Here is an 18,163-nt window from a genome sequence, read left to right on the forward strand (position 1 = left end):
CGTCTCATCGGCGCTTTGCTGGCTGGTGCCGGGGTGTCCGGCGTCCGCGCGGCGGCACACCATGACAGGAGTTCAGATGGAGATCGTGAAACGGCACGAGGTCGACTGGCTGGAGCACGTCACCGACGCCGAGTACAACGGCCCCCGTACCCGTCCCTGATCCCGGGCGGATCCTGACGACCGAGCGGGCGAGCAAGGCCAGTACGGGCATGGCGACCAGGCCACCCCCATCATCTCCCAGACCCGTAGCCGGGGCCGGTGACCAGGGCGACTTGGTCGGTGAAGTCGTAAGTCGGGTTCACTGAGATTCTCCTGTCGTGCGTGGTGGCACGGGCGTGCTCGGACCGTGGCGTGCTCGGATCGTGGCGTGCACCGGCTGCTTGCCAGGGCACGTCCCGAGAGCCTCGTTGCGTGGACACGGGCCGGGTGGTCCTGCGCTCCGGGCGCACTCCCATACGGGTGCCGGGGATGATCGTCAGGGAGTCAGCAGGGCCTTGATGGCGCGGCGCTCGTCCATCGCCCGGTAGGCGTCCGCGGCCTGCTCCAGCGGGAGCGTGAGGTCGAAGACCTTGCCAGGATCGATCTCCCGGTCCCAGATCAGGTCGATCAGCTGCGGCAGGTACTGGCGCACCGGCGCGGGCCCGCCGTGCAGGTGCACGAGGGAGAAGAACAGCTCGTCGCCGGGCAGCGCGACGTCGTGGGCGAGGCCGACGAATCCGACATGGCCGCCGGGGCGGGTGGAGCGGATGGCCTGCAGCATCGACTCCTGGGTGCCGACCGCCTCGATGACCGAGTGCGCACCCAGCCCGCCGGCCAGCTCCTTGATCTTGGCCACGCCGTCGTCGCCGCGCTCGGTGACGATGTCGGTCGCGCCGAACTCGCGCGCGAGCCTCTGCCGCGGCTCGTGCCGGCTCATGGCGATGATCCGCTCGGCGCCGAGCTGCTTGGCGGCCAGGACCCCGCACAGACCCACCGCGCCGTCACCGACGACGGCGACGGTCTTGCCCGGCCCCACGTCGGCCGAGACGGCGCCGAACCAGCCGGTGCCCAGCACGTCGGAGGCGGCCAGCAGGCTCGGGATCAGGTCGGCGTCCGGCATGTCCGGGGTGACCACCAGCGTGCCGTCGGCGAGCGGCACCCGCGCCAGCTCGGCCTGCGTTCCGAGGGTGCCCATGAGCACGCGGTGGACGCACGCGCTCTGGTAGCCCGCCCTGCAGAGCTCGCAGGTGTTGTCCGTGGCCCAGAAGGAGCCGACCACGAACTGGCCCGGCCGGATGGTCGTGACCTGGCCGCCGACCTCCTCCACGACCCCGACGTACTCGTGTCCCATCGGAGCCGGCCCGTCGAGTGCTTCAACACCGCGGTAGGGCCACAGATCGGATCCGCAGATGCACGTCGCCGAGAGGCGAATGATCGCGTCGGTCGGCTCGATGATGGCAGGGTCCGGGCGCTGCTCGACGCGGACGTCACCCGGGGCGTACAGCACTGCTCCACGCATGGTGAAATCACCCCATTGTTGCTGAGTGTAAGCATATATAACTAACTGTGCACCATGGCGGCTCGGCGGATCGCTTCGGGGCGGGTGAGATGCTCCCCCGACCGTGACACCGCCGATCGCATGGCAGCAATCAGGAAACCGGCTCCATCGCGCGGGTGGGAGGTCGCATTTATCGGGGGGTCCGCCACCGGCCGCTTCCGCGAGGCAGGGGTACGCAGCACGCGATTGATCCGCCAGAACCGGCGCTCCACACCCGCAGCGATCAGTTGCCTGTCACAGCTTACGAACACTGCGTATGAGTAGGGGCTACTCATGCGGTCTGGTGGCCGGACGATGAACCCTGGCTGTGGGAGGCATCGGCAGAGGGGGCCGGATATGGGTAGGCGAATGACCGCGGCGCTGGTGGTGCTGGCAGTTGTCGGTAGCTCGGCGGAGAGCTGCGATCCGGCTCCAGGAACATCCGGGCCGTCATCGGGGTACTACGAATCTCAGGAGACGGCGGTGGGGATTCACTACCTGAACCACCGCTTGGCGCGACACTGTCCCACACAGCAGGCGAACACCGGCCTTCGCGACCTGGCACGGGCGCACAGTAAGGACCTGGCGGAGCACCACGCCGCGCTGATCGACAAGTATGACCAGAACGACAACCGCCGAGGCCACATCGGCTCGGACGGCACCTTGCCATGGGGCCAGGATGGCAGGATCAAGACGGCGCTCGGCTTCGGCACCCAGGCCGAGAACGCTTACTGGTACCAGGGCAAACCCGCCGATGCCGTCGGACCCGCCTGGCAGTTCTGGAGCACCAGCCCCACCCACCTCGCCAACCTGAACAACTGCGCCCTCACAAATCACGGCGTAGGTGTCTACTACAACGCCGCAACCGGCTGGACCTACCTCACCCACGACTTCGGCGGCTGAGAAGCAGACCAGAGGAACGAAGCTCACCAGGTCGCGGGGAGGTCTGCAAGTCGCGGCCAGAGGAGCGGACGGCCATGACACAGCACTCAGCAACACCAATCCGGAACTGGAGCCAACCTGCTTGAAGAGGCCCGCCGCATTGTCGGCGGGCTTCGCTGCGGAAGTGGCGCCTTTTCCGTGACCCATTCCCTCCATCTCAGCGGCAGCCGCCGCCGTCGCCCTGGCGCTCGCCTGCACCAGCCCCGCCTCCGCCGCGCCCGGCGTCGTGCGCCTCATCTCGCAAGACGGTCAGAGCAGGACCGTCACTGACCCGCAGCCCAGAGAATGCCACCCCGCCTTCGGCCCCAACAGCACCCTGCTGAACGGCACCCACGGCACCATCTTGGTCTTCCCGGACTCGTCCTGCAGGATCAAGGTCTTTGACCCCGTACCGCCCGGCGAAGACAAGCAGGGCTACATCGGAAGCTTCTTCGCCCTGGACTAATGCGGCACAGGTGGTGCAGGGTTCCCCGCGGTGGTGCGCCGGTGGACGAGTCCCGGGGGACCCTGCACGATCAGTGGCCCTCGCCCATGAACGAGGGCGGCGGGAATCACGCCGCGCCTCCGGCCGCGCCGGCGGGCGTGGGGCGGGCGTGGGGCGGTGGTCGCCGCCGCGGTGCCGCAGCTCGGCGCCCGCCTCCTCGAGGAGCGCGTGGCTGAACCCGTACGAGCGGCGGATCGACTCGGCCAGCGCGCGGATCGACTCGGCGAGCGCGCGGATCGACTCGCCCGCGCGGTAGCGGCCGGCGATGTGCTGGGCGCGACACCCCCTCCCACGACTCCCTGCGCCTGCTCGCGGGCTGGGCCGCCACCCTCGACGCCGCCCCGGGCCCCATGCGGGACGATCGACGCCACCACGGCCCGGTCCAGCAGGAACGGCCTCGCTGACCGCAAGGATCACGCCGTCCGACGGCCGGAGAACAACGTCTTCTCACCAACGAGCCTGCGCACGCCGGTGACCGCTGCCCGCCGATCGACTTGAGTTCGCCTATAGGCGAATACCTAGCGTCGATGCCATGACAGAAGAGAACGTCAATGGCCGGCTCCGGATCGCTGTGATCATCGGGAGCGTGCGCAGGCCCCGAATGGCTGATCCCCTCGCCGCGTGGTTGGAGCGCGAGCTCACCGCGATCGACTGGCTCGACCTCGACATGATCGACCTGGCCTCGGTCTCGCTGCCGATGCACGAAATGCAGCCGGTCGGGGCGGCCGCGTCCCCGATCGCGGGCCGGCTCGCGGATGCCGACGGATTCGTGTTCCTCACACCGGAGTACAACCACAGCTTCCCGGCGTCGGTGAAGAACGCGATCGACTGGCACTTCACCGAGTGGGCGTACAAGCCGGTCGCTTTCGTCGCATACGGCTTTTCCGGCGGCATCCGGGCCGTCGAGCAGCTACGGACGATCTTCCCGGAACTGCGGGCCACAACCGTCCGGGAGTCGGTCCTGCTGCCGATGCCCTGGGAGCACCTTGACGCCGAGGGCCGATTTCTCCCTCCGCCGGACACCGTGCAGGCGCTGCACACGACGATGAACGAGTTGCGTACGTGGGCGCGCGCGTTGCGCTCCCATCGGGTCACCGATCTGGCCGGTCGGGCATGACCAGGCTGACAGGACCGGAACTGCGCGCCGGCACCGTGCTGGCGTGCGGCGGATTGATGGCGGTGCTGGACGCCACGATCGTCGCGGTGGCGCTGCCGCAACTGATGACGACGTTCGGTGCGTCGTTGACCGCCGCTCAATGGATCATCACCGCGTACACGCTGGCGATGGTCGCGACGATGCCGCTCGCCGCCGGTCTTGCCGCACGGTGGGGAGCCCGTCGCGTGTACCTGGCAGCGCTGGCCGGTTTCGCGGTCGCCTCCGCCGCCGCCGGCGCGGCCGACGGCCTGGGCTGGCTGATCGCCGCGCGAGCGGCGCAGGGCCTCAGCGGCGGCCTGATGACACCCCTCGGGATGGCGATCGGGTTCGGCGCGGTGGCGCCCGAACGCCGCGGCCGGATGATGGCGATCACCGGCCTGCCGATGCTCATCGGACCGATCCTCGGCCCGGTACTCGGCGCGCTGCTCCTGGACACCGGGTCGTGGCGGGCGCTGTTCTTCATCACCGTGCCGCTGGCGCTGCTGGGCACCGCGGGCACGCTGGCCTGGCTGCCGGCCGATGCCGCACCCGCACGGCGGGTCCGGCTTGACCTGGCCGGAGCGATGCTGCTGGTCCCGGGCATTGTCGCCGTGGCCTACGGCGTCAGTGCCCAGGACGGCCCGGCCTGGGTGCGGATCGCCACGGCCGCCATCGGTGCGGTGGCGGTCGCGGTGTTCTCGGCCCGGGCGCTGACTCATCCGGAACCGCTGTTGCGGATCGGTCTCCTGCGGAATCCGACGTTCGGCCGGAGCGCCGCGGTCCTCGCCCTGTACGCGGCTCCCTACTTCGGCTCAGCTCTGCTGATGCCCGCCTACGTGCAGGTGCTCCGCGCCGACAGCGCCTCGGTCACGGCCGCGTTGACGGTTCCCGGTGCGATCGGCATGGGCATCAGCCTGCAGATCGCTGCCCGGCTCCTGGACCGGCTCGGTCCCCGGCTGGTCGTCGGCACCGGGCTCGGCCTCGCGATCGGCTCCGGACTTGCCCAGGTGGTCATCCTCCGGCCGGACACCCCGTACCTGCTGCTCGGCCTGCTCGGCTTCCTCCAAGGAGCCGCCACCGGCGCGATCATGATGCCGACGATGACCAGTTCCAGCCGTGATCTGAACGGCCCCGACCTGGCCTCCGGCTCCGCGCTCCTGTCGCTGGTGACCACGATCGCCAACGGCATGGGCACCGTGGCGGTCAGCGCGCTGTTCACCGTCGTGACCGCCGTGATGACCGGCGGCGGCTCGCTCGCGGCGGCGGCCGGCCTGGGAACGGCGGCAAGAGCCGCCGGCGTGGCCGCCATCGTGGACGCCCAGCGGCTGACCCAGGCGGCGGCCCTCGTCGTGATGGCGCTCGCCCTGGTCGTGCGCTTGCGCTCCCCCCGCCGAGCCCCTGTGATACTGGACCGGCAAGAGTCGTCAGTGAACGCGGGACGTGTGCCATGACCATCACCGAGCACCCCGGCCACGAAGCGGGCCAGGCCTCACTCACGGTCGGCCAGGTGGCCAGGGCCGCTGGGGTGACGGCCAACGCCGTCCGCTTCTACGAGCGCTACGGTGTGATCAACGGCTACCGGAGCAGCGGCAACGCCCGCCGCTTCACCGTCGACGCGATCTGCCGGATCCGGCTCGCACTCGCCGCGCAGCGCGTGGGAATCACCCTCAAGGAGAGCGCCGACATCCTCGCCGGCATCCCGCCCCTCTCGCGCGATCTCGACCAGTGGGTCGCCGCGGGTGAGGAGCTCGTCCGGATCGGCAACGACCGCATCAGCCAGCTTCAGTCGACCGTGAACGAACTGGCCACCTTCGACTTCCTTCAGTCGGAAGCCCCGGAAGGCCGGTCCCGGACCTGACCTCCCCTCGGGCGCCGATCGGCGCGCCCGACACTCACCATGATCGAGGTGGCCCCCGGCGCACCTGTTGGGCGCTGGGTCCTCAGACCCCGCCCGCCCATTGTGGCTGTGGGCGCTTCGACATGCCATTCCTACCTCATCTGACACAGCAGGAAGACACCATGCATTCTCTCCACGGCAAGACCGCCCTCGTCACCGGCGCGAGCAGAGGAATCGGCCGGGCCATCGCCCTGCGCCTGGCCCATGACGGCGCCCGCGTCGCCGTCCACTACGGCGGCAACGAGCAAGCCGCCAAGGAGACCGTCGCCGCGATCGAGGCGGCCGGCGGGCAGGCCTTCAGCCTGCAGGCCGAACTGGGCACCCCCGGCGACGCCGAACGCCTGTGGGCCGCCTTCGACGCGGGTGCCGGCGGACTGGACATCCTGGTCAACAACGCGGGCATCCTCAACGACGAACCCGGCATCGAGCACGTGACCAGGCAGCAGTTCGAGCGGATCTTCGCGGTCAACGCCACCGCCCCGTTCTTCATCACCCAGCTCGCGCTGCCCCGGCTGCGCGACGGCGGCCGGATCATCAACATCTCCACGATGCTGACCCGCGGCTCGGCCATGCCCCAGTCCATCAGCTACGCCATGTCCAAGGGCGCGCTCGACGTGCTCACCTCGACGCTGGCCAAGCAGCTCGGCCCACGCGCGATCACCGTCAACACCGTGGCGCCCGGCGTCATCGATACCGACATGCACGAGGGCAGGCTCGTCGGGGACGCGCTGGCCTGGGTGTCGTCGCTGTCACCCATGGGCCGCGTGGGCACCCCCGAGGACGTCGCCGGCGTGGTGGCTTTCCTGGCCTCCGACGACGGCCGCTGGGTGACCGGCCACTGGCTGGACGCCTCAGGAGGAACCCTGCTGTGACGACCCAGAACTCCCGAACCCTCGGCGACGCCGCCGCAGGACACCGCTCGCGATCGGGTCAGTGCGGCAGGCGCAGTCCTGCGATGAGGAGTTCGACCAGCCGGCGTGCGTTGTAGCGCGGATCGCTCTCCGCGCCTATGCAGAGGTTCCCGACGCCGCGCATGAGCTCGTAGGCCTCCAGGCCGGGGCGGATCTCCCCCGCCCCGGCCGCCGCGTCGAGCAGTTGGGAGCAGACGGGTACGAGGCGGTCGAGGAAGTAGGCGTGCAGCGCGTCGAAGCCGGCGTCCTTGGACTGGAGCACGGCGGCGAGTCCGTGTTTGGTGACCAGGAAGTCGACGAACTGGTTGATCCACTGCTGGAGCGCGGCGTAAGGGGTCGCGCCGCCGGCCAGCAGGGCCGGGCCGGCCTCGGCGCAGGCCTCGACCTGGTGCCGGTAGACGGCGATGATGAGATCCGCTCGAGTCGGGAAATGGCGGTAGATCGTGGCCGTCCCGACTCCGGCCTTGGCGGCGATGTCACGGATCGGCGCTTCCACGCCTGAGGCGACGAAGATCGCGGCGGCCGCGTCGAGCAGAGTCTCCTTGTTGCGCCGGGCGTCCGCCCGTCTGGGCTGGGCCACGTGCCCTGCGTCGTTCATCGTCCTCCCCCTGCCGGGATTGCTAAACGGGACAACGTCCCGTATCGTCAAACGGGACACGGTCCCGTTTATCCATCATGCCAGATCACGGGGCCGATGACCATGCCGCGCAGCTTCACCCGCACTGCGCGCCGAAGAACCCGAAACGAAGGCATTTCCATGTCCAACTCGCCCACCGCGCATGCACCCACCACGGTCGTCTCCGCGAAGCCGGTCCTCCTGCCCGCCCCCGGGCGCGGCGAGGACCTCCAGGTCCGCGTGTCCGCCCCCGCGACCGGCGGCGACCTGCCCGTCATCGTCTTCTCCCACGGCTTCGGCTGGTCGATGGACGGCTACGCCCCTCTGGCCGACTTCTGGGCCGCCCACGGCTTCGTGGTCGTGCAGCCCACCCACCTCGACTCCAGGACGCTCAGCCTGCCCGCCGACGACCCCCGTACGCCGGGCATCTGGCGCTTCCGCGTCGAGGACCTCAAGCGCGTCCTCGACGAGCTCGACCGGCTGGAAGCCGCCGTGCCGGACCTCAAGGGGCGCCTCGATCGCGGCCGCATCGCCGTGGCCGGCCACTCGTGGGGAGCCCAGACGGCGAGCACGCTGCTGGGCGCCCGCGTCCTCGGCTCCGACGGCGTTCCCGGCGAAGACCTGTCCGACCCACGGGTCAAGGCCGGGGTGCTGCTCGCCCTGCCCGGCCGGGGCGACGACCTGACTCCGTTCGCGGCCGAGCACTTCCCCTTCATGAGGCCGTCCTTCGAGCACATGACCACGCCGGCTCTCATCGTCGCCGGGGACCGCGACCAGTCCGCGCTGTCCACCCGGGGGCCGGACTGGTTCACCGACCCCTACTTCCTCAGCCCGGGAAGCAAGAGCCTGCTCACGCTGTTCGACGCGGAGCACTCGCTCGGCGGCATCCCCGGGTACGAGGTCGCGGAGACGACCGACGAGAGCCCCGAACGCGTCGCTCTGATCCAGCAGTTCACCTGGGCGTACCTGCGCAGTGCCCTCTACCCCGAGGACACCGTCTGGCAGGCGGCGCGCTCCGCGCTGGAGCAGGACCCCCGGCCGCTGGGGAAGCTGCAGAACAAGTAGGCCAGCCCGCGGTGCCATTCGCGGTCATGGCTCGACCCGGCCGGCCGCACGATCCTGCTCGGTCAGGTGGTCGAGCAGGACCTGGCTGATGTCGGCGAGTTGCCGCAGTTGTTCCGGCGTGAGCAGGTCGATCAGGTGCTCGCGAACGCCGGCCACGTGCCGCGGGGCGGCGGCGCGGAGCGCGGCGAGTCCGTCGTCGGTGAGCACGGCCAGCCAGCCGCGCCGGTCGTCGGCGTAGTGCTCCCGGCGCACCCAGCCCTTCTGTTCGAGCTTGTTGACGGCGTGTGAGATGCGACTGGGCTTGGAGTTGGTCCAGTGGGCCAGTTCGCTCATGCGCATGGTGCGCCGGGGCGCCTCCGACAGGAGGACGAGCAGCTCGTAGTAGGTGGGCGGCATGTCGGCCGCGGCGAGCAGGTCGCGTTCGAGGCGGTCGGTGAGCAGGCGGGTGGCCAGCCCGAAGGTGCGCCAGGCGTGCTGTTCGTCGTCGGTGAGCCATCGCGTCATGAAAGCGATCGTACTTGATAGTTGCGCACTGAAATAAACCTATGTACTGTCGTGCCGAATCTTCCAGTGCTGAACTAATTGGAACGGGAGCACGACCATGTACCCCAGCGAGCTCGACGGCGCCTACACCATCGACCCGGCACACAGCCGCTTCGGCTTCGTGGCCCGCCACGCGATGGTGACCAAGGTGCGCGGCAGCATCCCCGTCCGCGAGGCCACCGCCCACCTGGACGCCGCCGACCCCGCCGCCTCCACCGTCCACGTGGTGCTGGACGTGGCCGGCATCCAGACCGGCAACCAGCTCCGCGACGACCATCTGCGCACCGGCGACTTCCTCGACGCCGCCACCCACCCGACGATCACCTTCACCTCGACCGAGATCAAGCACCGCGACGGCGACAGCTTCGACGTCACCGGACAGCTCACCATCCGCGGCGTCACCCGCCGGATCACCGTCCCCCTCGACTACACCGGCACCGCGGTCGACGCCCAGGGCCTGACCCGGGTCGGCTTCGAGGGCGGCACCGCGATCAACCGCAAGGACTTCGGCATCACCTACAACGCCGTCCTGGAGACCGGCGGCGTGATGATCTCCGAAAAGATCACGCTCGAGTTCGACCTGTCCGCCGTCAAGACCACCTGACCCAGCTGAAGCGGGGGCCTCGGTGATGCTGACGTGCAACCTCGTGGCGAACTTCCTCGTCGCCCAGTTCTTCCTCAGCGCGCTGGAGTCGCTCGGCGCGTCGAGGACGTTCGCAGTGCTGCTGGGCTTCGCGGCGCCGGCGTGGGTGTTCCTGTGGCGCCGCGCCGGAGACGCGCGAGCGGCCGCTGGAGTCGGTGCGGGCCTTCTGGGAGAACGGCGGGCGCCGGCCCGACCGAGCTCTCCTTGCGTTTGAAACCGGGCGCTGCGTTCAGAGGACATGACGGCGAATGCGAAACGATCACAAGGAGGGGCGTTCCGTTGGTCGATCAGGACAACAGGCCCAGGTTGTGCCAGGTGGTGCTGGACTGCACCGATGCCAGGGCCCTGGCGGAGTTCTACCGTTCCCTGCTGGGCCTGGTCTACCGACCCGGCGATGAGCCGCCCGAGGCGGGAGGCGACGACGAGCGGGGCCGCGACTGGCTGGTGCTGAGGACCCCGGACGGGGCTCCGCAGCTGGCCTTCCAGCAGGTCGACCGGCTCACTGAAGCGACCTGGCCGGACGACCGGGTGCCCCAGCAGTTGCACCTGGACCTGACCGTGACGTCGGTCGAGAACTTGCGGGCACAGCATGACCGCGTCCTGCGCCTCGGCGGCCGGCTGCTGCTGGACCGCATAGACGACGCCGAGGAGCCCCTGCGTGTGTACGCCGACCCGGCCGGACACCCGTTCTGCCTCTTCGTCTCCAGACGCGGCGCCATAGAAGATCGTTGAGCGTCGAAGGGGCGGGGAGACCCCGCCCGCGTCAGCGGGTGAAAAGGGCGCGGTGCAGCATGTCCCGCACGCGTTTGTGGCGGCTGTCGCGCTGAGCGGTGTCCTTGGTGTTGACGGCGGCCTCGCCCATGGAGATGGCGAGCATCAGGTCGTCGACCTCGACGACGGGGTGGACGATGCCGGCCGCGCGGCCGTGATCGAGGAGGGGTTCGAAGCAGGCCGCGATGCGGCGGGAATGCTCCATATCCAGCTCCAGAAGATGTTCCTGGAGCACGTCCCCACCACCCGGCTGGGCCGCCCGAGCGACCTGGCTGCGGCCGTGGCCTTCCTGCTCTCCGACGACGCCGAATGGATCAACGGCCAGGTGTGGGCCATCGACGGCGGCGCCAACATGCGCGCCTGACCGGGACGGCCAGAACCGCCGTCGCCACAGCCGCCGTGGCCGGGGCCACCGTCGCAAGGGCCACCGTCGCCGGGGCCGCCGTCGCCGGGGCCGCCGCGACCGAGCGGCAACGGATCACGAGGTGCCGACGCGTACGGCGGTGACCGCCAGAGTGGTGTAGTGCATCGTGAAGCCGCCACCCAGAGCGTCGATGGCGCCCCCGACCGCGCCCAGGATCTCGGCCAGCTGGTCGGGACGGAGCCGGGTGAGGCCGCCGGTGGTGGGCAGCAGGTCCAGCCACTGGTCGCGCGTGTAGAACCGCTCCCAGTCGAATCGCCACTGCTCCGGCTCGGCGAACTGCCGGGTCTCGCGGATCGTGTCGGCCACCTTGGCATACCCCGCCTGGTACATCTCCAGCGGACGCCGAGCCGGCTGACCGGCGAACGGCGAGTCGGGCGCCACCCGCCGGTAAGCGGCGGCGAACGGCTCGGCCACCTCGGCAGGCGGCTCGAAGACGTGCCCGAAAATCGCCAGGCGGCCGTCCGGGCGCAGCACCTGGGCCGCCTTCGCCGCGCCAGCGACCGGATCCACCCAGTGCCACGACTGGGCGGCGATCACCGCGTCGAACCTCCGCCCGTCCGGCTCCCAGGCCTCGAACGTGGCCACCTCGACCTGCAGGCCGCGGGCCCCCGCGAACTCGGCCATCCGGGCATCCGGCTCGACGCCGAGCACGGCGCAGCCGGCGGCCTGGAACTGGCGGGCCGCGATGCCGGTGCCGCAGCCGACGTCGAGCACGTCAGGGCCGGGACTCCCGGCGACGATCCGCGCCACCAGGGCATCGGGGTAGCCGGGCCGGGCCTGGTCGTAGCGCTGCGCGTCCGTGCCGAACGACTCGGCCATCCGCCGGGACTGATGCAACTGCGCGGGTTCGGGCTGCTCTCGCGGTAGAGTGGGCATGCGTTCACCTTAATGGGCAAGCGCCCACTAAGCAACGGGTGCGGGCCGACTGACGTACGAGAGGATCTGCGAGTGCCGACTGGAGTGCACCTTCGCGACGCGCGGCAGCAACTGTTCGACGCCGCCGAACGCGTGCTGCTGCGCGACGGCCCCAACGGGCTGACCAGCCGGGCCGTCACCGACGAGGCCGGCTGCGCCAAAGGCGTCCTGCACCGGCACTTCGCCGACTTCGACGCCTTCCTCACCGACCTCGTGCTCGACCGGGCCGCCCAGCTCGAGGCCCAGGCACGTGCGCTGCTCGAGGCCGCCGGCACCGGCACGGTGGCCGACAACATCACCGGCGCGCTGACCACCCTGTTCGGGCCGGTTCCCGTGGCGATCATCCCGCTCATCACGTTCCGCGACGAGCTACGCGCACGGCTGCGGCAAGCCAGGCCCGGAGGCGGCATCGCGATCCTCGCCCAGGTCGCGACCGCCATCTCCACCTACCTGGCCGACGAGCGCGAACTGGGCCGCATCGCGGCCGACGCCGACATCGAGTCGCTCACCCTCTCCCTGGTCGGAGGCGGGCATCTGCTGTTCGCGGACCGCGACCCTGGCCCGCCTGCCACAGCGACCGTCCACAAGCTCGTGACCACGGTGCTCGCCGACGTCGTGCAACGGCGGCTGCTCTGAAGGACACTCCGCACCGCCCTTAGCGCTCATGGCGGATTCCGCGGCAGGGTGAGGGTCAGGACGGCCCCGCCTCGGGCGGCGTTGGCCGCGGTGAGAGTGCCGCCGTGCAGGCGCGCGTTCTCCCCGGCGATGGCCAGGCCCAGGCCGCTGGAGTCGGTACGGGCACGGGCGGCGTCACCTTTGGTGAAGCGGTCGAACACGTGGGGCAGCAGGTCGGCGGGGATGCCGGGCCCGTCGTCGGAGACGGTGACAGTGATCCGGTCGGCATCGGCCCGAACCTGGACGAGCACCGATACCGCCGTGCCGCCGTGCCGCAGCGCGTTGCCGACGAGGTTGGCCAGGATGACATCGACCCGGCGCGGGTCGAGCCGGGCGCGCAGCCCGGGGGGAACATCGGTGCGGACCCGGTCGCGCCAGTGCCGCAGCGCCAGCGTCTTGCCGATGACCTCGCCCACGTCGACGTCGTCGAGGTTCAGTACGGCGACGCCGGCGTCGAAGCGCGACACCTCGATCAGATCCTCCACCAGGCGGCTGAGCTTGCGGGTCTCGTCGGAGACGAGTTGCAGCGCCTCCGCGGTGAGTGGCGCGAGGCGGCCGGAGGCGGCGTCGGCGTCGAGGACTTCGGTCACGGCGGACATGGCCGCCAGCGGGGTGCGCAACTCGTGGGAGACGTCGGCGGCGAACCGGCGTGCCCGCGCCTCCATGTCGCGCAGCGCGGCCGCGTCGGACTGCAGCGTGGCCGCCATGGAGTTGAAGGTACGGCCGAGGTCGGCGAGTTCGTCGTTGCCGCTGACGCGTACGCGGGTGTCGAGGCTGCCGCCCGCCATCCGCTCGGCGGCCGTCCGCAGCCGCCGTACCGGTCGCAGCAGTCTGCGCGCGGCCAGCAGCGCGGGGACGATGGAGACCAGGGCGACGGGCAGGGCTCCGGCGCGGGCGGCGGCCGCCAGGGTCTCCACATCCCGCTGCTGGGAGGCCAGCGAGAAGGAGGCGTAGACGACCAGGGGCGGGGGGCCGTGCGGGCGGGCGGCGGTGGTGACCGGAAGGGCCAGGGCCAGCCAGGGCGCCTGGCCGCGATGGAAACGCTGGGCCAGCGCGGTGGTCGCGGTGGCCGCCCGGGTACGCAACCGCGCGGGCAGCGGCGGCTGCGCTCCGGTGGCGATGAGCGGGCCGCCGCGATAGGACAGGGCGGTGCGCCAGCCGCGGCTGCCCGCCGCGCGGTCCAGTTGCAGCGCCAGCGTACGCAGGTCCGCCTCGGTGGGGTCGGCGGGCAGGTCAGGCGCCCGGGAGGCGAGGTGGGCACGCAGGTCCTGCAGGGCGTCGGCCTGGGCGCGCGCCACGATCGCGGTGCGGCCCTGACGGAAGGTGATGGTGGCGGCGATCAGCGCGCTGAGCACGGAGACCAGCAGGAACACCAGGACCAGCTGAGCCCGCAGGCCGCGGGCGAGGGACAGGCGGATCACAGCGGCCCGAAGCGGTAGCCGAAGCCGCGTACGGTCTGGATGTAGCGGGGGTTGCGGGGGTCGTCCTCGATCTTGGCCCGCAGCCGCATCACGCACGCGTCGACCAGCCGGTAGTCGCCGTAGAAGGTGTGCTCCCACACCTGCTCCAGGAGTTGCTGGCGGCTGAAGGTCTGATCGGGCGCCGCCGACAGGAACAGCAGCAGCCTCAGCTCCGTCGGCGCCAGCGCGAGTTGCGTGCCGTGCTTGAGCGCGCGCAGGGCGACCCGGTCGATGAGCAGGTCGCCGTGGGTGGTGCGGGTCTGGTCGGAGGAGGCGGGCGTGGTACGGCGCAGCACCGCGCGCATGCGTGCCTCGATCACCTCGCTGCTGGCAGGCTTGATCACGTAGTCGTCGGCGCCTGCCTCCAGACCGACCACAATGTCCACGTCATCGTCGCGCGCGGACAGGATCACGATGGGCACCTGGCTGAAGGCGCGGATGCGGCGGCAGGTCTCCAGACCGCTCATGCCGGGCAGCATCAGGTCGAGCAGCACGACCTCGGGGGCGCTCGCGACGAGTTCGGCCAGCCCCTCTTCACCGGTCGCGACCAGCACGGTTTCATGGCCCCGGTGGCGCAGGCCGACGCTCACGCCCCGGCGCACGGCCGGATCGTCTTCTATCACGAGCACGCGCGTCATGAGAAAGCTCCTTGGTCGGCGGGGACGGCCGATCCGTTCTCGTCGCATCTGACCCGCCAGGGCTGGTCCATGGCGGGCTCGACCACCTCGACGACGGGGTCGTCGCCGGTGTCCGCAGCGGCGGCCGTGCACACGAGCTGGCTCACCGCCACCGGCCGCAGGTTCCATACCTGCCAGGGCAGACGCAGTTCCACCCGCCCTCTGGTCGTCGTGGCCCGGACCGGCTGGGTGGAAGGGGGAAGCTGGGTGATGAGCCCTCGCGCCCGCTCCCCCGCGGTGGGGCCGGCGAGCAGCGCGTCCATGGCCTGTTGCAGCCGGTTTCCGTCCGCTGCCGGCCGCGAGACGGGCCATGTGCCCTCTTGCGTGACGAAGTAGATCCGCAGGAGCTGTCTGCTCTTCTCGGTCAGGCCGCCCTGGACCGGCTGGCCGGCGGGCAGCGCATCGGAGTCGGTGATCCCGCAGCCCGCCAGCGCCGCCGCCGCGACCAGGACGGCCGCCACGCGGCACAGCACCCCCGGCATGTGTGGTGTCCTTCCTCTTCGACGCGATGTCACCGGTGTGACGCGGCTAGAGCCGTTCGAGCCTGCTCACATCGACCGTCCCGGCGCCCGGCTGCGGCCGCGGTATCACCGCCCACAGTCCCGCCGCCATCGCTCCCGCGACGGCCAGCGCCACCCATCCACGGCGTCCGGTGGCCCATCGGGCGCGCAGCCGTACCGGGTCCTCGACGGCGGCCTTCGACACTACCGCAGCCACCAGCGACAGGCCGATCACGGTGACCGTCCAGCCCCAGCCGCCGAGCCCGCCGAGCGGCCGGGGCACCAGCAGATAGACCGGCCAGTGCCACAGGTACAGGCCGTAGGACAGCTCGCCCAGCCGGCGCGGTACGGCGCTGCCCACCGCCCGGCCCACCCGGCCGTCCGGCGCGTGGGCGAGGAGCGCGATCAGCCCGGCGGCCGCCAGGGCGTGCGCGAACATCCCGCCCTGGAACAGGCCCGGGGTCGCTTCCCCGCCGGTCAGCACCCATGACGCGAGCAGCCCGCCCAGCAGCGGGAGGCAGATCGCGTCCACGGCCGTGCGGGACAGGCCGGCCACGGCGCGGCGGACGGGCGCGGTGGCCGCGGCCGCGCCGAGGAGCAGGGAGAAGGCCCGCGTGTCGGTGCCCTCGTAGGCGCGGGTGGTGTCCACGGCCGCCCCGAGCCTGATCATGAGCAGGAGCGAGACGAACGCGCCGGCGACCGCGACGAGCGCGACCCGCCGCTGCCCGCCGCGCCCCTTCCCGACCAGCGCCACCACCAGGGGCCAGGCCAGGTAGAACTGCCACTCGACGCCGATGCTCCACAGGTGGGCGAACAGACGGGTGCCGGAGGCGTTCCAGTATCCGATCTGCTCGCCGATGAAATGCCAGTTCAGGATCTGGGCGGCCGCCCATGGCGCGTCCCGCAGGGCCGCCCCCAGCACGTCCGGCCCGGCGAACGCCCAGGCCAGCAGCAACGTCGCCGCGACCATGACGGCCAGCGCGGGCAGGAGCCTGCGGGTCCTGCGCCCCCAGAAGGCCACCAGGTCGATACGGCCGCGCGAGGCGAGCTCCTCCAGCAGCAGACCGGTGATCAGGAAGCCGGACAGGACGAAGAACAGGTCGACGCCCAGAAACCCGCCGCGCATCCGCCCGGCGTGGAACAGCAGCACCGCGGCGACGGCGAGCCCGCGCAGCCCGTCGAGCGCGCCGATATGCGCGCGGCGGGAGAGTGAAACCATCAGCCGCAGCCGAGCTTGACGAAGCGCTCGTCGGCGGTCCACCGCCCGGTGGCCCAGACGCCGGGGGCGGCCGGAGCGAAGCCGGCCAGCTCGCCGAGCCGCCTGGCGAACCAGGTGGCGAAGGCCGCCGACCCCTGCTGACAGGAGTGGATGCCGTCCTTGGCACGCTGCGCCTGGCCGGCGGCGTAGTCGTCCCCCCACAGCTCAGAGGCGTCCAGGTAGCGGACGTCCGCGACCTTGGCGGCCATCGCGGGCGCGCTCCTGATCGCGTCCTCGTGGGGCTTGTAGAATTCGTCGATCCTGAACGGCGGGGCGGACACCAGGACGAGCCGGGCACCGGCCTCCTTCGCCGTCCGGGAGAGCTTCTGGTAGGCCGCCAGCTGCTGGCGGGGCGTGCCCCAGTCGTAGGTGGTGATCTGGTACGCGATCACCGTCGGCCTGAAGGAGGCGAGGTCCTCCTTCAGCCTCTTCCAGGTGTCCTTGGCCGCCATGGCCGTCACCGGGTGATCACCGGCGACGACGTTGCCGCCGCCGTCAGAGGTGGCGTTCTTGAACCGCACACCACTGGCCGTCAGCGCGGCCTCCACGGCCGGGGCCTCCGCGCCCGCGATGGAATCGCCCATCCACAGCACCCTGACGCTCGTCGCGGCCTGACCGGCGGGCCGGGCCGTCGCGTCCGCCGCGTCCGATCCGTCGCCGGGGGCCGCGCCGCAGGCCGCCAGCGTGGCACCGACCGCGACGGCCACGGCCGCCAGCACTCCGGCACGACGGCGGCCGGCGGCCCCTTGGGAGAACGGGGAGTCAGGAGAGGGGTTCGTCGGTTGCATGATCCGTACGCAATCAGACGAATCCGGCGATCAACGGCCTTGTCATCGTTTCATCACACAATGAGGGATCAGCCATCACAGAGCTTCGCCTCCGGCGGCCGCCTCTCACCGAGGCCGGCGGGTGTCCACGGAACCGAGCCAGGTGGCGGAGCGGCGGAGCCTAGGGCCGCACGTGCAGCCCGAAACCCGAGCGGCCCGCGGGCTCCAACCCCTCCTTCAGCTGCAGCGACGGGATCTCGTAGTCGCCGAAGTTCTGCCGCCGGAACGCGATCGGCTCGGTCGTCTCCAACGTCAGCAGCCGATGCTCCCAGGCCTTGGCGATGTCCGGGAAGTCCTCGTCAGTGGTCCGGTCCGTGCCGTACAGCACGAACGGCGGCAGCACCTCGATCCCCGGGTAGTACAGGATCCCGTGGTGGATCGGGAACAGCAGATCGTCGATCGGGCCGTTGATCCCGCGCTCGGCGTAGTGCGACTCCGGGCCGCCGACGGTCACCGACAGCAGCGCCCGCCGGCCCGCGAGGGTCCCCTCGCCGAAACGCTCCCCGTACTTGACGTCGCTGTGCTCGCCGACGCCGTACGCGAAGTGGTACGTGAAGACCCGGTCCACCCAGCCCTTGAGAATCGCCGGCATGGTGTACCACCACAGCGGGAACTGAAAGATGATCGTGTCCGCCCACAGCAGCTTCTCCTGCTCGGCGCGGACGTCCGGGGTGAGGGTGCCGGCGTCGAAGGCCCGCCCCGAGTCCGCGGCGACCTTCAACCGGCTCGAGGCGGCCGGGCCGAAGTCCCCTGCGTCCACGACCGCCTTCCAGCGCATCGCGTACAGGTCACTGACCCGCACCTCGTGCCCCGCCTTCTCCAGCGTGGCCACCGCCAGGTCCTTCAGCGAGCCGTTGAGCGACCTCGGCTCCGGGTGGGCGTAGACGATCAGCGTCTTCATGTG

21 protein-coding genes and 1 pseudogene are annotated in these 18,163 nt (G+C 71.0%); 10 read left to right on the forward strand and 12 right to left on the reverse strand.

The genetic code is table 11. The features are described from left to right. Positions 1 to 475: 475 nt before the first annotated feature. Positions 476 to 1,498, reverse strand: coding sequence for a zinc-dependent alcohol dehydrogenase family protein (locus AB0H84_RS31465; RefSeq protein ID WP_357612061.1), 1,023 nt, complete (start codon positions 1,496 to 1,498; stop codon positions 476 to 478). A 387-nt stretch (positions 1,499 to 1,885) separates the two neighbouring features. Here AB0H84_RS31465 and AB0H84_RS31470 point away from each other — a divergent pair, with 387 nt between their 5' ends. Next, positions 1,886 to 2,419 carry a CAP domain-containing protein gene (locus AB0H84_RS31470; protein ID WP_357612063.1) on the forward strand — a complete coding sequence of 178 codons (534 nt, stop codon included), beginning with the start codon at positions 1,886 to 1,888 and terminating at the stop codon, positions 2,417 to 2,419. Positions 2,420 to 3,065: 646 nt separating this feature from the next. Here the strand turns inward: AB0H84_RS31470 and AB0H84_RS31475 are convergent. After that, positions 3,066 to 3,209 (reverse strand): annotated as a pseudogene (locus tag AB0H84_RS31475) (helix-turn-helix domain-containing protein); the annotation flags it as partial. A gap of 265 nt (positions 3,210 to 3,474) precedes the next feature. Here AB0H84_RS31475 and AB0H84_RS31480 point away from each other — a divergent pair. The 4 genes from AB0H84_RS31480 to AB0H84_RS31495 all read left to right on the forward strand — a co-directional run bounded on the left by AB0H84_RS31480 (position 3,475) and on the right by AB0H84_RS31495 (position 6,846). Next, the gene (locus AB0H84_RS31480) at positions 3,475 to 4,059 is read left to right on the forward strand and encodes an NAD(P)H-dependent oxidoreductase (protein WP_357612066.1); all 585 of its coding nucleotides are present in this window, start codon (positions 3,475 to 3,477) and stop codon (positions 4,057 to 4,059) included. After that, positions 4,056 to 5,528: a DHA2 family efflux MFS transporter permease subunit gene (locus AB0H84_RS31485; protein ID WP_357612069.1), complete on the forward strand. Its 1,473-nt coding sequence runs from the start codon at positions 4,056 to 4,058 to the stop codon at positions 5,526 to 5,528. The genes AB0H84_RS31480 and AB0H84_RS31485 overlap by 4 nt, the downstream gene beginning before the upstream one ends. Continuing rightward, on the forward strand, positions 5,525 to 5,935 hold the full coding sequence (locus AB0H84_RS31490; RefSeq protein ID WP_357612072.1) for a MerR family transcriptional regulator: 411 nt from the start codon (positions 5,525 to 5,527) through the stop codon (positions 5,933 to 5,935). Before AB0H84_RS31485 ends, AB0H84_RS31490 begins: the two co-directional genes overlap by 4 nt. A 161-nt stretch (positions 5,936 to 6,096) precedes the next feature. Beyond that, positions 6,097 to 6,846 carry an SDR family oxidoreductase gene (locus AB0H84_RS31495; RefSeq protein WP_357612075.1) on the forward strand — a complete coding sequence of 250 codons (750 nt, stop codon included), beginning with the start codon at positions 6,097 to 6,099 and terminating at the stop codon, positions 6,844 to 6,846. Positions 6,847 to 6,904: 58 nt separating this feature from the next. On the opposite strand, the gene AB0H84_RS31500 is transcribed toward AB0H84_RS31495, so the two are convergent. Beyond that, positions 6,905 to 7,483 (reverse strand): TetR/AcrR family transcriptional regulator, encoded by a 579-nt coding sequence (locus AB0H84_RS31500; RefSeq protein ID WP_357612078.1) that lies wholly within the window; start codon positions 7,481 to 7,483, stop codon positions 6,905 to 6,907. A gap of 159 nt (positions 7,484 to 7,642) precedes the next feature. Here AB0H84_RS31500 and AB0H84_RS31505 point away from each other — a divergent pair, with 159 nt between their 5' ends. Continuing rightward, entirely contained in the window at positions 7,643 to 8,566 is a 924-nt protein-coding gene (locus tag AB0H84_RS31505) for a chlorophyllase (protein ID WP_357612081.1), read from the forward strand. Positions 8,567 to 8,590: 24 nt separating this feature from the next. Here AB0H84_RS31505 and AB0H84_RS31510 read toward each other — a convergent pair whose 3' ends face one another. Further along, a complete protein-coding gene (locus AB0H84_RS31510; protein WP_357612084.1) occupies positions 8,591 to 9,070 on the reverse strand; it encodes a MarR family transcriptional regulator in 480 nt (159 codons plus the stop codon). A gap of 97 nt (positions 9,071 to 9,167) precedes the next feature. Here AB0H84_RS31510 and AB0H84_RS31515 point away from each other — a divergent pair, with 97 nt between their 5' ends. Together AB0H84_RS31515 and AB0H84_RS31520 are read left to right on the forward strand one after the other, a co-directional pair. After that, entirely contained in the window at positions 9,168 to 9,713 is a 546-nt protein-coding gene (locus AB0H84_RS31515) for a YceI family protein (RefSeq protein ID WP_357612087.1), read from the forward strand. Positions 9,714 to 10,031: 318 nt separating this feature from the next. Continuing rightward, entirely contained in the window at positions 10,032 to 10,484 is a 453-nt protein-coding gene (locus tag AB0H84_RS31520) for a VOC family protein (RefSeq protein ID WP_357612090.1), read from the forward strand. A gap of 31 nt (positions 10,485 to 10,515) precedes the next feature. On the opposite strand, the gene AB0H84_RS31525 is transcribed toward AB0H84_RS31520, so the two are convergent. Next, positions 10,516 to 10,728 (reverse strand): hypothetical protein, encoded by a 213-nt coding sequence (locus AB0H84_RS31525; protein WP_357612093.1) that lies wholly within the window; start codon positions 10,726 to 10,728, stop codon positions 10,516 to 10,518. Here AB0H84_RS31525 and AB0H84_RS31530 point away from each other — a divergent pair. Next, positions 10,720 to 10,887: an SDR family oxidoreductase gene (locus tag AB0H84_RS31530; RefSeq protein ID WP_357612096.1), complete on the forward strand. Its 168-nt coding sequence runs from the start codon at positions 10,720 to 10,722 to the stop codon at positions 10,885 to 10,887. The genes AB0H84_RS31525 and AB0H84_RS31530 overlap by 9 nt on opposite strands. A gap of 114 nt (positions 10,888 to 11,001) precedes the next feature. Here the strand turns inward: AB0H84_RS31530 and AB0H84_RS31535 are convergent, their stop codons facing one another. Beyond that, on the reverse strand, positions 11,002 to 11,823 hold the full coding sequence (locus tag AB0H84_RS31535; RefSeq protein ID WP_357612099.1) for a class I SAM-dependent methyltransferase: 822 nt from the start codon (positions 11,821 to 11,823) through the stop codon (positions 11,002 to 11,004). Between the two features lie 72 nt (positions 11,824 to 11,895). On the opposite strand from AB0H84_RS31535, the gene AB0H84_RS31540 reads away from it, so the two are divergent. Next, positions 11,896 to 12,498 carry a TetR/AcrR family transcriptional regulator gene (locus AB0H84_RS31540; RefSeq protein ID WP_357612102.1) on the forward strand — a complete coding sequence of 201 codons (603 nt, stop codon included), beginning with the start codon at positions 11,896 to 11,898 and terminating at the stop codon, positions 12,496 to 12,498. Between the two features lie 26 nt (positions 12,499 to 12,524). Here the strand turns inward: AB0H84_RS31540 and AB0H84_RS31545 are convergent, their stop codons facing one another. The 6 genes from AB0H84_RS31545 to AB0H84_RS31570 all read right to left on the reverse strand — a co-directional run bounded on the left by AB0H84_RS31545 (position 12,525) and on the right by AB0H84_RS31570 (position 18,160). After that, positions 12,525 to 13,958 (reverse strand): HAMP domain-containing sensor histidine kinase, encoded by a 1,434-nt coding sequence (locus AB0H84_RS31545; RefSeq protein WP_357612105.1) that lies wholly within the window; start codon positions 13,956 to 13,958, stop codon positions 12,525 to 12,527. Further along, complete coding sequence (locus AB0H84_RS31550) at positions 13,955 to 14,635, reverse strand: response regulator transcription factor (RefSeq protein WP_357612107.1); 681 nt, start codon at positions 14,633 to 14,635, stop codon at positions 13,955 to 13,957. Before AB0H84_RS31550 ends, AB0H84_RS31545 begins: the two co-directional genes overlap by 4 nt. Continuing rightward, complete coding sequence (locus tag AB0H84_RS31555; RefSeq protein WP_357612110.1) at positions 14,632 to 15,156, reverse strand: GerMN domain-containing protein; 525 nt, start codon at positions 15,154 to 15,156, stop codon at positions 14,632 to 14,634. Before AB0H84_RS31555 ends, AB0H84_RS31550 begins: the two co-directional genes overlap by 4 nt. A 46-nt stretch (positions 15,157 to 15,202) precedes the next feature. Continuing rightward, entirely contained in the window at positions 15,203 to 16,393 is a 1,191-nt protein-coding gene (locus AB0H84_RS31560) for an acyltransferase (protein WP_357612111.1), read from the reverse strand. Next, complete coding sequence (locus tag AB0H84_RS31565; protein ID WP_357612114.1) at positions 16,393 to 17,220, reverse strand: SGNH/GDSL hydrolase family protein; 828 nt, start codon at positions 17,218 to 17,220, stop codon at positions 16,393 to 16,395. Before AB0H84_RS31565 ends, AB0H84_RS31560 begins: the two co-directional genes overlap by 1 nt. A gap of 160 nt (positions 17,221 to 17,380) precedes the next feature. Further along, positions 17,381 to 18,160 carry an NAD(P)H-dependent oxidoreductase gene (locus AB0H84_RS31570; protein WP_357612117.1) on the reverse strand — a complete coding sequence of 260 codons (780 nt, stop codon included), beginning with the start codon at positions 18,158 to 18,160 and terminating at the stop codon, positions 17,381 to 17,383. Between the last annotated feature and the right edge of the window lie 3 nt (positions 18,161 to 18,163).

It is taken from the genome of Nonomuraea sp. NPDC050786 (assembly GCF_040654115.1).
In the GTDB taxonomy this organism is placed as follows: domain Bacteria; phylum Actinomycetota; class Actinomycetes; order Streptosporangiales; family Streptosporangiaceae; genus Nonomuraea.